This window comes from Streptomyces sp. ISL-11, from assembly GCF_018614525.1.
In the GTDB taxonomy this organism is placed as follows: domain Bacteria; phylum Actinomycetota; class Actinomycetes; order Streptomycetales; family Streptomycetaceae; genus Streptomyces.
Map to the genome: position 1 here is coordinate 16,817 of NZ_JAGGOL010000067.1, position 13,644 is coordinate 30,460.

Below are 13,644 nucleotides of genomic sequence, written 5' to 3' on the forward strand. Positions count from 1 at the left end.
CACCACTGACAGTCCTCACTCGGTTTTCGGGCCCGGAGCCGGGGGCGCGATCGGACCACGGCCGTCGAAGTACGCCCGGAACAACAGGACCGACCGGGCGCGTACGGCCACGGGCGCACCCGCGCCCCGCCGTTCGCCCGGCGCGCTCTCCTGGCTCTCCAGCGCGGTGTTGACGAGGAGTTCGTAGCCGTCCGCCCACGGCGGCCCCGGCAGCGTGAAGGACACCGGCCCGGCGCCCGCGTGCAGGATCGCCAGGAAGCTGTCGTCGGTGACCGGTTCGCCCTCCGGGCCGCGCCGGGGGATGTCGCGGCCGGAGAGGTACATCCCCAGGGTCGCCGTCGGCGCGTACCAGTCGGCCTCGGTCATCTCCGTGCCCCGCGCCGTGAACCACGCCAGGTCCCGCAGCCCGTCCGCGCCGCGCGGGCGGCCGGAGAAGAAGGAACGGCTGCGCAGCACGGGGTGGTCCCGCCGCAGCGCCAGGAGCCGTGCGGCCAGATCCGTCAGCGCCCGCGGACCGGGCTCCTCCGGCAGCGACCAGTCCAGCCAACTGCTCGTGTTGTCCTGGCAGTAGGCGTTGTTGTTGCCGCCCTGGGTACGGCCCATCTCGTCGCCCGCGACCAGCATCGGCACCCCCGTGGACAGCAGCAGGGTGGTCAGCAGATTGCGCGACTGCCGCCGCCGCAGCGCCAGGACGGCCGGATCACCGGTCTCGCCCTCGGCGCCGCAGTTCCAGGAGCGGTTGGCCTCCGTGCCGTCCCGGTTGCCCTCGCCGTTGGCCTCGTTGTGCTTCTGCTCGTAGCTGACCAGGTCCCGCAGCGTGAACCCGTCGTGCGCGGTGACGAAGTTGACCGAGGCGTACGGGCGGCGGCCGCCCCACGCGTAGAGGTCGCTGGACCCGGAGAGGCGGTAGCCGAGGTCCCGTACGTCCGGCAGGGCACCCCGCCAGAAGTCCCGCACCGCGTCGCGGTAACGGTCGTTCCACTCCGTCCACAAGGGAGGGAAGGCGCCCACCTGATAGCCGCCCGAGCCCACGTCCCAGGGCTCGGCGATGAGCTTGACCCGCCGCAGCACCGGGTCCTGGGCGATGACCGCGAGGAACGGCGAGAGCATGTCCACGTCGTGCATGGACCGGGCCAGCGCCGCCGCGAGGTCGAAGCGGAATCCGTCGACACCCATCTCCTGCACCCAGTAGCGCAGCGAGTCGGTGATCAGCCGCAGGACGTTCGGCTGCACAACGTGCAGGGTGTTGCCGCACCCCGTGTAGTCGGCGTAGCGGCGGGCGTCGCCCTGGAGGCGGTAGTAGCGGCGGTTGTCGATGCCGCGCAGCGACAGCGTCGGGCCCAGTTCGCCGCTCTCGGCGGTGTGGTTGTAGACGACGTCGAGGATGACCTCGATGCCGGCCGCGTGCAGGGCGCGCACCATCCGCTTGAACTCGCCCACCTGCCGGCCGCGCGTCCCCGTGGCGGCATAGGCGGCGTGCGGCGCGAAGTACCCGATGGAGTTGTAGCCCCAGTAATTGCGCAGCCCGCACCGCAGCAGGTGGTCCTCATGGGCGAACTGATGCACCGGCAGCAACTCCACGGCGGTCACGCCGAGCCGTGTCAGATGCTCTATGGCCGCCGGGTGCGCGAGCCCCGCGTACGTACCGCGCAGGTGCTCCGGGACGCCGGGGTGGCGCATGGTGAAGCCGCGCACGTGCAGCTCGTAGATGACCGTGTCGGCCCAGGGCGTCTTCGGCCGGTGGTCGTCCGCCCAGTCGTCGCCGTCCGCGACCACCACGCCCTTGGGGACGTACGGGGCCGAGTCGCGCTCGTCGCGGACGGTGTCGGCGACATGCTGCTGCGGCCAGTCGCGGACGTGCCCGTACACCTCGGGCGGCAGGGCGAAATCACCGTCGACCGCGCGCGCGTAAGGATCCAGCAGGAGCTTCGAGGAGTTCCAGCGGGCACCGGTCCACGGGTCCCAGCGGCCGTGGACGCGGTAGCCGTAGCGCCGCCCCGGCAGCACGCCGGGCACGAAGCCGTGCCATATCTCGTGGGTCAGCTCGGTCAGCGGGAGGCGTGTCTCCCGCTCGGCCGGCCCGCCGCCGTCCGCGCCGCCGGTGGTGTCGTCGGGGGCGTCGTCGAAGAGGCACAGCTCGACGGCCTCCGCTCCGCCGGCCCAGAGCGCGAAGTTCGTCCCCGCCACCCCGCCGCCCTCCTTGAAGCGGGCGCCCAGGGGCTCGGGGCTGCCCGGCCACACCGTGGCGGCGGGTGCTTCCTCCCGTTCCTCCCGCCCCGGCCGCCGGTGCCCGTTGACGGCGGCCGGGGCCGGGGCCGCGCCCGCCACGGACGGGCGGCCCGGACCGGGGCCGTGGCCCCCGTCCCGCTCCGCCTCTTGCTCGGGTGCGCTCGACACGTCTTCGCCTCCGGCGGCTCTCGACCGGCGCGCCGGGCGCCGGCGGTGCGTCCTTCCCCCAGTTCTGCCCAGATCCCCGGGCGCGCTCACACAGGTGATCGGTCCGGCCGCCCGGCGACGGAGCGGCCCGCCGGCTGGTTTACGATGCCTCTCTTCGGCCACAGGCCACTCACCATGCGCACGACTCGTACCACCGTTCTCATTTGGGACCCAACGGTGACATTCCCGGGGTCTGCGGCACCGGTGGCATGTGGTTATCTATCGCCGGAGCGCGTGTCGTCGCGCTCCATGGGGGCGCCGCGTGGCCGCGGGCCGTGCGAGGGGAGACAACCGTTGTGAACGCGCAGCCGATATCGAGAGGGCGCACCGGCCGTACCGGCCTGTCGGCGTTTCTGCTCGGAGCGTTGTTGCTGCTGGTCACCGCCTGTGGTGGCGACGGGGACGGCAAGAAGGACAGCGGCGGGAAGGACGACGGCAAGCCCTCGCAGGCGGTCGTGACGATCGCTCCCAAGGACGGCGCCACCGACGTCGCGACGAGCGGCGCCCTGAAGGTGACCGCGGAGAACGGCACCCTGACCTCGGTCAAGGTCGCCGATGCGAAGGGCAATCAGGTCGAGGGCAACATAACCGGCGGCGGTTCGGCCTGGGAGCCGTCCGCCCACCTGGGTGCCTCCACCAAGTACACCGTGGACGCGCTGGCCAAGGACAAGAAGGGCCGCAAATCCGCCAAGCACGCGAGCTTCACGACACTCACCCCGCAGAACACCTTCGTTGGCTACTTCACGCCTGAGGACGGCCAGACCGTCGGCGTCGGGATGCCCGTCTCGCTCACTTTCAGCCGTGGCATCACCGACCCCAAGGCCGTCGAGCGCGCCGTGCAGGTGACCGCCGAGCCGTCGGTGCCGGTCAAGGGGCACTGGTTCGGCAACGACCGCCTCGACTTCCGGCCGGAGAAGTACTGGGCGCCCGGCACCAAGGTGACCGTCAAGCTCAACCTCGACGGCGTCCAGGGCCGTGAGGGCGTGTACGGCACGCAGACGAAGACCGTGAAGTTCACCGTCGGCCGCAGCCAGGTGAGCACCGTCGACGCCGCGAGCCACCAGATGGCCGTCGTGCGTGACGGCAAGCCCCTCAAGACCGTCCCGATCTCCGCCGGTGGCCCGGGCCACTCCACGTACAACGGGCAGATGGTCATCAGCGAGAAGCACGACGTGACGCGCATGGACGGCAGCACGGTCGGCTTCGGCGGCGAGTACGACATCAAGGACGTGCCGCACGCCATGCGCCTGTCCAACTCCGGCACCTTCCTGCACGGCAACTACTGGTCGGGCGAGTCCACCTTCGGCTCGGAGAACGTCAGCCACGGCTGTGTGGGCCTGTTCGACCAGCGGGGCGGCGGCGACCCGTCCACGCCGGCCGCCTGGTTCTACGACAACTCGCTCGTCGGCGACGTCGTGATCGTGAAGAACTCCCAGGACAAGACGATCCAGCCGGAGAACGGCCTCAACGGCTGGAACATGTCGTGGGCGGAGTGGACGGCCGGCAGCTGACGGCAGGGAACTGACGGGGCCTCTCTCCCGTACGACGACGGCCCGGTGCGCTGTGACGCAGTGCACCGGGCCGTTTTCCGTTAACCGGTACTAACCTGCTGTCATGACTGTGCATCTTGAGGTCGCCGAGGGCGTGGGCGTCATCCGCCTGGACCGTCCGCCGATGAACGCGCTCGACATCGCCGCCCAGGACCGCATCCGCGAGCTCGCGGAGGAGGTGACCCGCCGCCAGGACGTGCGGGCCGTCGTCCTGTGGGGCGGCGAGAAGGTCTTCGCGGCCGGCGCGGACATCAAGGAGATGCGCGACATGGACCACGCCGCCATGGTGGCGCGGTCGCGCGGGCTCCAGGACTCCTTCACCGCCGTGGCGCGGATCCCCAAGCCCGTCGTCGCGGCCGTCACCGGTTACGCGCTGGGCGGCGGGTGCGAGCTCGCGCTGTGCGCCGACTTCCGGATCGCCGCCGACAACGCCAAGCTCGGCCAGCCGGAGATCCTGCTCGGCCTGATCCCGGGCGCGGGCGGCACCCAGCGCCTGGCGCGGCTCGTGGGCCCGTCCAAGGCGAAGGACCTCATCTTCACCGGCCGTCAGGTCAGGGCGGAGGAGGCGCTGTCCCTGGGGCTCGTCGACCGGGTGGTGCCGGCGGCGGAGGTGTACGAGCAGGCGCACGCCTGGGCGGCGAAGCTCGCCAGTGGCCCGGCGCTCGCCCTGCGCGCCGCCAAGGAGTCGGTGGACGCCGGCCTGGAGACCGATATCGACACCGGGCTCGCCATCGAACGCAACTGGTTCGCGGGGCTGTTCGCGACCGAGGACCGGGAGATCGGGATGCGCAGCTTCGTCGAGGACGGGCCCGGCAAGGCCAAGTTCGTCTGATTGTCGGCGGGTTGACGCCGAATTGCCCGATGGGTCGGCGGAACGGCCGGTTCCGAGCGTGCCGCGGATTGCCTCTTGTGGGGGAATTCCGCGGCGTGCGCGCACCCCGTGGAGCCGCTCGCCGGACCTTCTTGGACGATCTTTCAGCGCTGTGCGGTCGCCGCAGGTCAGTATCGGTTTTCCGGTCAACTGCCTGCCCATGGCATATGTCGTCGAGGCGCCTTGGAGGCGTGGATTCCGGTAAATCGAATCCCCTCGTTCCAGCCCGTGACGTCTTTACGGCGGCCATGATGGGGTGCATGGCGGGCCTGGAAGGAACGGAGCATCCGCGACAGCGGGGTGGCACGGCTGCTGTCCGGTGGACGCCGTCCGTAGAGGATGAACTGGCGCTCAAGGCGCTCGATCTGTTCGGCGACCCCACCGCCGACGAGGTCCGGCTGCCCTCCCGCCCCGAGTCCGCCGTGGCCGCGCGCCGGCTGACCCAGTCGGTGGTCCTGCGCCACTGGGGACTCTCCGCCCAACTCGCCGAGCACGCCGTCCTGCTGGTCTCCGAGCTCGTCGGCAATGCCGTCCGGCACACGGGAGCGAGGTGCTTCGGGCTGCGGATGCGGCGCCGCCGGGGGTGGCTGCGGGTCGAGGTGCGCGACCCCTCCCGCGGGCTGCCGTGTCTGATGCCCGTACGTGAGCTCGACACCAGCGGGCGCGGGCTCTTCCTCGTCGACAAGCTCTCGGACCGGTGGGGTGTGGACCTGCTGGCGCGGGGCAAGACGACCTGGTTCGAGATGCGGGTCGCGGACCGCTGAGCGGTCGCGGATTTGCCCTTGCACAGTTCGCCGCCGCAAACCCGACGCCGGGGAGACGCCGGCATCGTCGGTCGGACCACGTGCATGCGAAGAGGCCCCCGTGCGTCGGAATGCGACGGCCGGGGGCCTCTTCGTGGCCGCCGCGGAGAAATGGGGTGTGTTCCGCGGCGGGCGTGGACGACCTGGCCCGGGTCAAAGGGGGTCGTGGCGTCGACTATCGCACGGGGGGCACCTCCATGCCAAAGCGATTACTAGGGCATAGTCGGGCAAGCCGGAAAAGCTGCCTCACTAATCAAAGGTGAGATGGAACACCCGCCTTGCATTCCATGAATGAACCGACGGTATCTCTTATTTCTATGCGGGGGGTGTGCCGGTGCTTGCGGTGCCGGATGAAGTGCAGTGTCATGTCCCTGCCACAGCCGCCGGTGAGTGAGCCCTGCCCCGGGAGCCCCCATGGAACACACCCCCACAGCCGGCCCGTACCCGCCCAGCCACTGGATACCGGCGGACAGCGCCAACTACACGGTCTCCGGACGCCCCGGCGCCTACCCCGTCGACTTCGTCGTGATCCATGTGACCGAGGAGACCTTCGGCGATGCCATGCGGATCTTCCGTGATCCCGCGGCGAAGGTCTCGGCGCATTACATGGTCGCCTCCGCCGACGGTTACATCGGGCAGTTCGTGCGGGAAAAGGACATCGCCTGGCACGCCGGCAACTGGAACTACAACACCCGCAGCATCGGTATCGAGCACGAGGGCTGGACCGACCGCCCCGCATACTTCACGGACGCCCTCTACCGCTCCTCCGCGCGGCTGACCGCCGCCGTCTGTGATCGTTACGGCATTCCCAAGGACCGGGCCCACATCATCGGCCACGTCGAAGTCCCCGGATCCACGCATACCGACCCCGGGCCGCACTGGGAGTGGGACCGCTATATCCACCTGGTCAACGGCGGCCGCTAATCTGTGCCGGTCACACCAGCACACAAAGGGGAGGCCGACATGGCCGATATCGACGCGCGCAAGGCCGAGGCACGCAAGGCTTTCGAGCGGTTCGACGTGGACGGCGACGGCCTGATCACCGCCGCCGAGTACAAGAGCGTGATGGCTCAGCTCGGCGACTTCAACGTCACCGAGACCGTGGCCCAGGCCATCATCAACAAGAAGGACGGCAACGGCGACGGCGTGCTGTCCTTCGACGAGTTCTGGGCCTCCGTCAACGGCTGACCCGGCCACCGGCACGGCACCGGGTCAGCGCCAGCCACGACGCTGCGCGCTGGCCCGCCGCCGTCGGTCGTTGCACAGCAGGCACCGCCCCCAGCCCGGCGGCAGCGGATCGTCCTTGTCCCCGTACAGCGGGTCGACGGCCCCCCGCGGATGCTCGGAGCATCCCGTCGCGGCCGTACTGGCTCCCAGCGCGTTCGCGGCGGACAGCGCCCGGCGCAGGGCGTCCACGAGCTGATCGGCCTCATGGGGCGCAGGCGCGGCGTCGAGAGAGAAGGCGATGTCCGAGGCGGTGTTGAGCGCGCTCTGGAGTTCGCGCAGGTCTGCGTAACTCATGTTCGTGAGCGTAACGGCCACCACTGACAACGCCGCCCCGGTGCGGCTGCGGTACGGTCGGCGCCATGTCCGAGGCCCAGTACATCGCCGTCATGACGACGACCGACAGCGAGGAGCGCGCGCGGCTCCTGGCCACGACCGCCATCGACCGCAGGCTCGCCGCCTGCGCGCAGATCGACGGCCCCCTCACCAGCCTCTACCACTGGCGCGGCAAGGTGGAGAGCGACATCGAATGGCGGGTCCTCTACAAGACCACGGCCGCCCGCTACGCCGAACTCGAAGCCCACATCAGGGGCCGCCACGACTACGCCACCCCGGAGATCATCGCCACCCCCATCACGGCGGGCAGCGACGAATACCTCGCGTGGCTGCGCAGGGAGACGGCCCCCGAGACCCGTACGGACCGCTGACCCCGCGCCTCAGGCGGGGCTGAGCCGCCACCGCTGGGCCGGTGAGGTCCCCTCGGCGCCGAGGCCGGCGCGGACGCCCTCGCCCGTGGCGTCGCGCGACGTGCCGCAGCGGTGGGTCTCCTGCTCCCACAGCCGTCCGTCGGCCTCCGAGACGATCCTCCGCCGGTCGCCGGCGGCCGGCTCCGGGCGGAACCGCTGGTGGGCCGCGCCGGCGTCGCACAGCGCCGTCACCAGCAGGGAGCCCTGCCGGTCGATGCACCGGTAGGGCTGGTCGACCGACGTGTACTGGTGCGTGGCCGGGCTGTATCTCCAGGACTGGCGGGGCGTCACGTCTCTGTCGCACGGCTGGAGCGCCACGAGCCACGGCCGCAGCGCGCCCCGGGGATCGTGGTAGGCGGACCCCTCCGCCGTGAGGCAGCCGCCGTACGCACCGCTGTGGACCCGCAGCGCGGGCGCCGGGGCGTCCGCGACGGCGGCCGGGGCGGCGAGCGCGAGGGTGACGGCGGCGGCGCCGAGGATCGCGGCGGTGGCGCGTGCGGGATGTCCCATGGCGGTGCTCCTCGTGTGTGTGGCACGGAAAGAGACACCCGACATTACTTTCGCGGCTCAACCAATGACATTCCGTTTCCGGTCATGGTGATCTCGGTGCCGCGCCGCGAGGGCGGACGCGTCGTGGGAACGCGACAGTCCCGGCCCGCCGGGTGGGCGGTGCCGGGGCTGTCGTTCGCAGCTCGCGAAGAGGGCTATCGGCCGTCGGCCGTTCCCGTCAGCACTCGATGACGTTGACCGCGAGGCCGCCGCGGGCCGTCTCCTTGTACTTGACCTTCATGTCCGCGCCCGTCTCCTTCATGGTCTTGATGACCTTGTCGAGGGACACGTGGTGGCGGCCGTCGCCGCGCAGGGCCATGCGGGCGGCGGTGACGGCCTTGGCGGCCGCCATGCCGTTGCGCTCGATGCAGGGGATCTGGACCAGACCGCCCACCGGGTCGCAGGTGAGGCCGAGGTTGTGCTCCATGCCGATCTCGGCGGCGTTCTCGACCTGCTCGGGGCTGCCGCCGAGGACCTCGGCGAGACCGCCGGCGGCCATGGAGCAGGCGGAGCCGACCTCGCCCTGGCAGCCGACCTCGGCGCCGGAGATCGAGGCGTTCTCCTTGAAGAGCATGCCGATCGCACCCGCGGCGAGGAGGAAGCGGACGATGCCGTCCTCGTCCGCGCCGGGAACGAAGTTGAGGTAGTAGTGCAGGACGGCGGGGATGATGCCGGCCGCGCCGTTGGTGGGCGCGGTCACCACGCGGCCGCCGGCGGCGTTCTCCTCGTTGACCGCCATGGCGTAGAGGGTGATCCACTCCATGGCGCGGGCCTGCGCGTCGCCCTCGGCGCGCAGCTGGCGGGCGGAGTTCGCGGCGCGGCGGCGGACCTTGAGGCCGCCCGGCAGGATGCCCTCGCGGGACATGCCGCGCGCCACGCACGCCTGCATCACGCGCCAGATCTCCAGGAGGCCCTCGCGGATCTCCTGCTCGGTGCGCCACGCCTTCTCGTTCTCCAGCATCAGCGAGGAGATCGACAGGCCGGTCTCGCGGGAGAGGCGCAGCAGCTCGTCGCCCGTGCGGAAGGGGTACTTCAGCACGGTGTCGTCGAGGACGATCCGGTCCTCGCCGACCGCGTCCTCGTCGACGACGAAGCCGCCGCCGACGGAGTAGTACGTCTTCTCCAGCAGGGGCGCGCCGGTCTCGTCGTAGGCGAAGAGGGTCATGCCGTTGGCGTGGTACGGCAGGGAGCGGCGGCGGTGCAGGATGAGCTGGGTCGGCTCGTCGAAGTCGATCTCGTGGTCCGAGCCTATCTCCGCGCCGAGCAGCCGCAGCCGCTTCGTGGCGCGGATCCGCTCGACCTCGGCGTCCGCCTGCTCGACGTCCACGGTGCGCGGCGAGTGGCCCTCCAGGCCCAGCAGGACGGCCTTGGGGGTGCCGTGGCCGTGGCCGGTGGCGCCCAGCGAACCGAAGAGCTCGGCGCGCACGGAGGTGGTGTGGGCCAGCAGGCCCTCGTTCTTCAGGCGGCGCACGAACATCAGCGCGGCCCGCATCGGGCCGACCGTGTGGGAGCTGGACGGGCCTATGCCGATCGAGAAGAGATCGAATACGGAGATGGCCACGGTGGCTGCTCCCTCGGGTCGGTGGTACATGGGTGGTGCGTGGTCGTGCGGGGTGGTGCCCCGACGTGGTGCGGGGCACCGGGCTCACCTTTCAGTGTGCCCAGTGCCCCGGACCGGCGGGTCGATCCGGTGTTACTTCAGCCCGGCGTACAGCGGGTGCTTCTCCGCCAGGGCGGTGACGCGGCCGCGCAGGGCCTCCGCGTCGTAGGACGGCTTCAGCGCCTCGGCGATGATGTCCGCCACCTCCCGGAAGTCCTCGGTCCGGAAGCCGCGGGTGGCCAGCGCCGGCGTACCGATCCGCAGACCCGAGGTGACCATCGGGGGCCGCGGGTCGTTCGGGATGGCGTTGCGGTTGACCGTGATGCCGACCTCGTGGAGGCGGTCCTCGGCCTGCTGGCCGTCCAGCTCGGAGTTGCGCAGGTCCACCAGGACCAGGTGCACGTCCGTGCCGCCGGAGAGGACGGAGACGCCCGCCTCGGCCACGTCCGGCTGGACCAGCCGCTCCGCGAGGAGCTTGGCGCCCTCCAGCGTACGCTGCTGGCGCTCCTTGAACTCCTCCGTCGCGGCGACCTTGAAGGACACGGCCTTCGCGGCGATCACGTGCTCCAGCGGACCACCCTGCTGACCGGGGAAGACAGCGGAGTTGATCTTCTTGGCGAGCTCGGCCGTGGAGAGGATCACACCGCCGCGCGGGCCGCCCAGCGTCTTGTGGGTGGTGGTGGTGACGACGTGGGCGTGCGGCACCGGGTTCGGGTGCAGACCCGCGGCGACCAGGCCCGCGAAGTGGGCCATGTCGACCATCAGGTACGCGCCGACCTCGTCGGCGATCCGGCGGAACGCCGCGAAGTCGAGCTGGCGCGGGTACGCGGACCAGCCGGCGACGATCAGCTTGGGGCGGTGCTCCTTGGCGAGGCGCTCGACCTCGTCCATGTCGACCAGGTTGGTCTGCTCGTCGACGTGGTAGGCGACCACGTTGTAGAGCTTCCCGGAGAAGTTGATCTTCATGCCGTGGGTCAGGTGCCCGCCGTGCGCGAGGTTCAGACCCAGGATGGTGTCGCCGGGCTTGATCAGCGCGAACATCGCGGCGGCGTTGGCCTGCGCACCGGAGTGCGGCTGGACGTTCGCGTGCTCGGCGCCGAAGAGCGCCTTGATCCGGTCGATGGCGATCTGCTCGACGACATCGACGTGCTCGCAGCCACCGTAGTAGCGGCGGCCCGGGTAGCCCTCGGCGTACTTGTTGGTGAGGACCGAGCCCTGGGCCTCCATGACGGCGACCGGAGCGAAGTTCTCCGACGCGATCATCTCGAGGGTGGACTGCTGGCGGTGGAGTTCGGCGTCGACAGCGGCGGCGACGTCGGGGTCGAGCTCATGGAGGGAGCTGTTCAGAAGCGACATGAGTTCTTCCTGGACTTCCTGGGCGGGAGGCGGGGGAGGGATCAGCCTGCGGTGAAGGCGGCGTACTCGTCGGCGGACAGCAGGTCCGCCGGCTCGTCCGTGATCTTCACCTTGAACAGCCAGCCGCCCTCGAGGGGGGCGGAATTCACCAGCGAGGGGTCGTCCACGACGTCCTGGTTGGCCTCGACGACCTCGCCGGTCACCGGGGCGTACAGGTCGCTGACCGACTTGGTCGACTCCAGCTCACCGCAGGACTCGCCCGCGGTGATCGTGTCGCCGACCGCCGGGAGCTGGGCGTAGACGACGTCGCCGAGCGCGTTGGCCGCGAACTCGGTGATACCGACCGTCGCCACGCCCTCCTCGGCCGCCGTCAGCCACTCGTGCTCCTTGGTGTAGCGCAGCTGCTGGGGGTTGCTCATGACTAGATTCTCCTGTACGCGCGTGGATGCTTGTGCAACGGGTCTTGACAGGTGGGATGAGGGGGTCTCAGCGCTCGCGCTTGTAGAAGGGCAGCGCGACGACCTCGTACGGCTCATGGCTACCGCGAATGTCCACCGCCACACCCTCCGTGCCGGGGGCGGCGTGCGCGGCGTCGACGTACGCGATGGCGATCGGCTTGCCCAGCGTGGGGGAGGGGGCGCCGGAGGTGACCTCGCCGATCACCTGGCCGGCGGCGACCACGGGGTAGCCGGCGCGCGGCACCCGGCGGCCGGTCGCGACCAGGCCGACCAGCTTGCGCGGCGGCGCGGTCTCGGCGCGCGCGGCGGCCGTCTCCAGGGCCGCCCGGCCCACGAAGTCGCCCGGCTTGTCGAACTTCACGACCCGGCCCAGGCCCGCGTCGAACGGCGTGGTCGCGGTGGTCAGCTCGTGCCCGTACAGCGGCATGCCCGCCTCCAGGCGCAGCGTGTCGCGGCAGGAGAGCCCGCAGGGGACGAGGCCGGCCTCGGTGCCCGCGTCGGTCAGCGCCCGCCACAGCTTCTCCGCGTCGCCCGGCGCGACGAACAGCTCGAAGCCGTCCTCGCCGGTGTACCCCGTGCGGGCGATCAGCGCGGGCACGCCCGCGACCGTGCCCGGCAGGCCCGCGTAGTACTTCAGGCCGTCGAGGTCGGCGTCGGTGAGGGACTTCAGGATCCCCGGCGACTGCGGGCCCTGGACGGCGAGGAGGGCGTAGTTCTCCCGGTCGTCGCGGACGGTCGTCTCGAAGCCCGCGGCCCGCTCGGTGAGGGCGTCCAGCACCACCTGGGCGTTGGAGGCGTTGGCGACGACCATGTAGGTCGGGACGCCGTCCTCGTCGGCGAGGCGGTAGACGATCAGGTCGTCCAGGATGCCGCCGTCGGCGTCGCAGATCATGGTGTAGCGGGCGCGGCCGGGCTTGAGGGCCGAGAGGTTGCCGACCAGGGCGTGGTCCAGGGCCGCCCCGGCCTGGGGGCCGGTCAGGGTGATCTCGCCCATGTGGGAGAGGTCGAAGAGACCGGCGCGGGTGCGCACCGCGACGTGCTCGTCGCGCTCACTGCCGTAGCGCAGCGGCATGTCCCAGCCGGCGAAATCGGTCATGGTCGCGCCGAGCGTGCGATGCAGGGCGTCGAGCGCGGTACGGCGAGGGGCAACGGTCATGGTGTGGGCTCCCAGGCATGGCGGTGAGGACGTCCTCCCCATCTGTCATCGGAACCTGAGAGGTTCACCGGGGCCGCGACGACACGCGGGATCCCGGCTTGCACCTTGGGTGGAGCCGCACACGGCGGCCCGCTTTTCAGATCTGCCTCACCCGCGCGGTACGGGGCCTGAGAGATTCAAGGGAGGAACTTGCTCCTTCGGCGTCCAGCACGACGGCTGGAACTCTCCCGCGCGGATTCGAGCGGCCTGTATGCAGTTGAGTGTGCTCTTGGCGCGCACATCATTGCACGGACCGGCGCGTGGGAGGCTGCCCACAGCCCTCTCAATTGGATTACCTTTTCTTTACATTGGCCGGGTAGGGGGCAGGGACCTGACCGGGGGAGGTCGATCGCCGTGGCGACGCGGGGCACGGACACGAGACGAGCGGTACCCGCACCATCCGGGCCGCCGCACGCCGCGCGCGAGCGGCCGCGGGAGCCCGGGCCGGCCGGCGTGCTGGACCTGCGCGGCGGCGCGGGCCGCGCCGAGCTGCGGTATCCGGCGGGCGACCTGCTCATCGTCTCCGGACTGCCCGGCAGCGGTAAGTCCACGCTGATCCGGCGTACCGTGCCCGCGCTCGACGCCCGGGGCGCGCTCCTGTGGTGCGTGGACTCCCAGGACTCCCGCGAGCGCCTGGAGCGCCGCACGCCCGGCTGGCTGCCGTACGGGGCCTACCGCCCCCTCGTCCGCCTGGTCCACTACGCGGTGCTGCGCCGCGCGCTGCGCGCCGACGCCGGCGCGGTCGTGCACGACTGCGGGCAGCGCGGCTGGGTCCGCCGCTGGGCGGCGCGCGGCGCCCGGCGGCGCGGTGCCGCCGCCCACCTGCTGCTGCTCGACGTGGCGCCGGGCGTCGCCC

14 protein-coding genes and 1 riboswitch are annotated in these 13,644 nt (G+C 71.2%); of the genes, 7 read left to right on the forward strand and 7 right to left on the reverse strand.

Annotated features, from left to right (window positions below; all coding sequences use genetic code 11):
• Nucleotides 1–15: 15 nt before the first annotated feature.
• Nucleotides 16–2,397, reverse strand: a complete 2,382-nt coding sequence (gene glgX / locus J7E86_RS14935; RefSeq protein ID WP_215082154.1) for a glycogen debranching protein GlgX — start codon at nucleotides 2,395–2,397, stop codon at nucleotides 16–18.
• Between the two features lie 335 nt (nucleotides 2,398–2,732).
• On the opposite strand from glgX, the gene J7E86_RS14940 reads away from it, so the two are divergent.
• The 5 genes from J7E86_RS14940 (at nucleotide 2,733) to J7E86_RS14960 (ending at nucleotide 6,848) form a co-directional block, all read left to right on the forward strand.
• Complete coding sequence (locus tag J7E86_RS14940) at nucleotides 2,733–3,947, forward strand: Ig-like domain-containing protein (protein WP_308312593.1); 1,215 nt, start codon at nucleotides 2,733–2,735, stop codon at nucleotides 3,945–3,947.
• 103 nt (nucleotides 3,948–4,050) lie between these two features.
• Nucleotides 4,051–4,818 carry an enoyl-CoA hydratase/isomerase family protein gene (locus J7E86_RS14945; protein ID WP_215082155.1) on the forward strand — a complete coding sequence of 256 codons (768 nt, stop codon included), beginning with the start codon at nucleotides 4,051–4,053 and terminating at the stop codon, nucleotides 4,816–4,818.
• Between the two features lie 287 nt (nucleotides 4,819–5,105).
• Nucleotides 5,106–5,621: an ATP-binding protein gene (locus J7E86_RS14950; RefSeq protein WP_374223801.1), complete on the forward strand. Its 516-nt coding sequence runs from the start codon at nucleotides 5,106–5,108 to the stop codon at nucleotides 5,619–5,621.
• 453 nt (nucleotides 5,622–6,074) lie between these two features.
• Nucleotides 6,075–6,584 carry an N-acetylmuramoyl-L-alanine amidase gene (locus J7E86_RS14955; RefSeq protein ID WP_215082157.1) on the forward strand — a complete coding sequence of 170 codons (510 nt, stop codon included), beginning with the start codon at nucleotides 6,075–6,077 and terminating at the stop codon, nucleotides 6,582–6,584.
• Between the two features lie 39 nt (nucleotides 6,585–6,623).
• Nucleotides 6,624–6,848 (forward strand): EF-hand domain-containing protein, encoded by a 225-nt coding sequence (locus tag J7E86_RS14960; protein ID WP_215082158.1) that lies wholly within the window; start codon nucleotides 6,624–6,626, stop codon nucleotides 6,846–6,848.
• A gap of 24 nt (nucleotides 6,849–6,872) precedes the next feature.
• Here J7E86_RS14960 and J7E86_RS14965 read toward each other — a convergent pair whose 3' ends face one another.
• The gene (locus tag J7E86_RS14965) at nucleotides 6,873–7,181 is read right to left on the reverse strand and encodes a hypothetical protein (RefSeq protein WP_215082159.1); all 309 of its coding nucleotides are present in this window, start codon (nucleotides 7,179–7,181) and stop codon (nucleotides 6,873–6,875) included.
• Nucleotides 7,182–7,246: 65 nt separating this feature from the next.
• Here J7E86_RS14965 and cutA point away from each other — a divergent pair, with 65 nt between their 5' ends.
• Nucleotides 7,247–7,591, forward strand: a complete 345-nt coding sequence (gene cutA, locus J7E86_RS14970; RefSeq protein ID WP_215082160.1) for a divalent-cation tolerance protein CutA — start codon at nucleotides 7,247–7,249, stop codon at nucleotides 7,589–7,591.
• Between the two features lie 9 nt (nucleotides 7,592–7,600).
• Here the strand turns inward: cutA and J7E86_RS14975 are convergent, their stop codons facing one another.
• The 5 genes from J7E86_RS14975 to gcvT all read right to left on the reverse strand — a co-directional run bounded on the left by J7E86_RS14975 (nucleotide 7,601) and on the right by gcvT (nucleotide 12,749).
• Entirely contained in the window at nucleotides 7,601–8,140 is a 540-nt protein-coding gene (locus J7E86_RS14975) for an RICIN domain-containing protein (protein WP_215082161.1), read from the reverse strand.
• A 217-nt stretch (nucleotides 8,141–8,357) separates the two neighbouring features.
• The gene (locus J7E86_RS14980; protein WP_215082162.1) at nucleotides 8,358–9,740 is read right to left on the reverse strand and encodes an L-serine ammonia-lyase; all 1,383 of its coding nucleotides are present in this window, start codon (nucleotides 9,738–9,740) and stop codon (nucleotides 8,358–8,360) included.
• A 132-nt stretch (nucleotides 9,741–9,872) separates the two neighbouring features.
• On the reverse strand, nucleotides 9,873–11,135 hold the full coding sequence (glyA, locus tag J7E86_RS14985; protein ID WP_215082163.1) for a serine hydroxymethyltransferase: 1,263 nt from the start codon (nucleotides 11,133–11,135) through the stop codon (nucleotides 9,873–9,875).
• 41 nt (nucleotides 11,136–11,176) lie between these two features.
• On the reverse strand, nucleotides 11,177–11,554 hold the full coding sequence (gene gcvH / locus J7E86_RS14990) for a glycine cleavage system protein GcvH (protein ID WP_215082164.1): 378 nt from the start codon (nucleotides 11,552–11,554) through the stop codon (nucleotides 11,177–11,179).
• 67 nt (nucleotides 11,555–11,621) lie between these two features.
• Nucleotides 11,622–12,749 (reverse strand): glycine cleavage system aminomethyltransferase GcvT, encoded by a 1,128-nt coding sequence (gcvT, locus tag J7E86_RS14995; RefSeq protein ID WP_215082165.1) that lies wholly within the window; start codon nucleotides 12,747–12,749, stop codon nucleotides 11,622–11,624.
• A 146-nt stretch (nucleotides 12,750–12,895) separates the two neighbouring features.
• Nucleotides 12,896–12,989: riboswitch (glycine riboswitch) on the reverse strand.
• 153 nt (nucleotides 12,990–13,142) lie between these two features.
• Here gcvT and J7E86_RS15000 point away from each other — a divergent pair.
• The coding region (locus tag J7E86_RS15000) for an AAA family ATPase (protein ID WP_215082166.1) at nucleotides 13,143–13,644 on the forward strand (502 nt) is incomplete at its 3' end.

Coding starts and splice junctions, on each gene's coding strand:
- J7E86_RS14945 (WP_215082155.1), top strand. CDS start 4,051: ATGACTGTGCATCTTGAGGTCGCCGAGGGCGTGGGCGTCATCCGCCTG.
- J7E86_RS14950 (WP_374223801.1), top strand. CDS start 5,106: ATGATGGGGTGCATGGCGGGCCTGGAAGGAACGGAGCATCCGCGACAG.
- J7E86_RS14955 (WP_215082157.1), top strand. CDS start 6,075: ATGGAACACACCCCCACAGCCGGCCCGTACCCGCCCAGCCACTGGATA.
- J7E86_RS14960 (WP_215082158.1), top strand. CDS start 6,624: ATGGCCGATATCGACGCGCGCAAGGCCGAGGCACGCAAGGCTTTCGAG.
- J7E86_RS14965 (WP_215082159.1), bottom strand. CDS start 7,181: ATGAGTTACGCAGACCTGCGCGAACTCCAGAGCGCGCTCAACACCGCC.
- cutA (WP_215082160.1), top strand. CDS start 7,247: ATGTCCGAGGCCCAGTACATCGCCGTCATGACGACGACCGACAGCGAG.
- J7E86_RS14975 (WP_215082161.1), bottom strand. CDS start 8,140: ATGGGACATCCCGCACGCGCCACCGCCGCGATCCTCGGCGCCGCCGCC.
- glyA (WP_215082163.1), bottom strand. CDS start 11,135: ATGTCGCTTCTGAACAGCTCCCTCCATGAGCTCGACCCCGACGTCGCC.
- gcvH (WP_215082164.1), bottom strand. CDS start 11,554: ATGAGCAACCCCCAGCAGCTGCGCTACACCAAGGAGCACGAGTGGCTG.
- gcvT (WP_215082165.1), bottom strand. CDS start 12,749: ATGACCGTTGCCCCTCGCCGTACCGCGCTCGACGCCCTGCATCGCACG.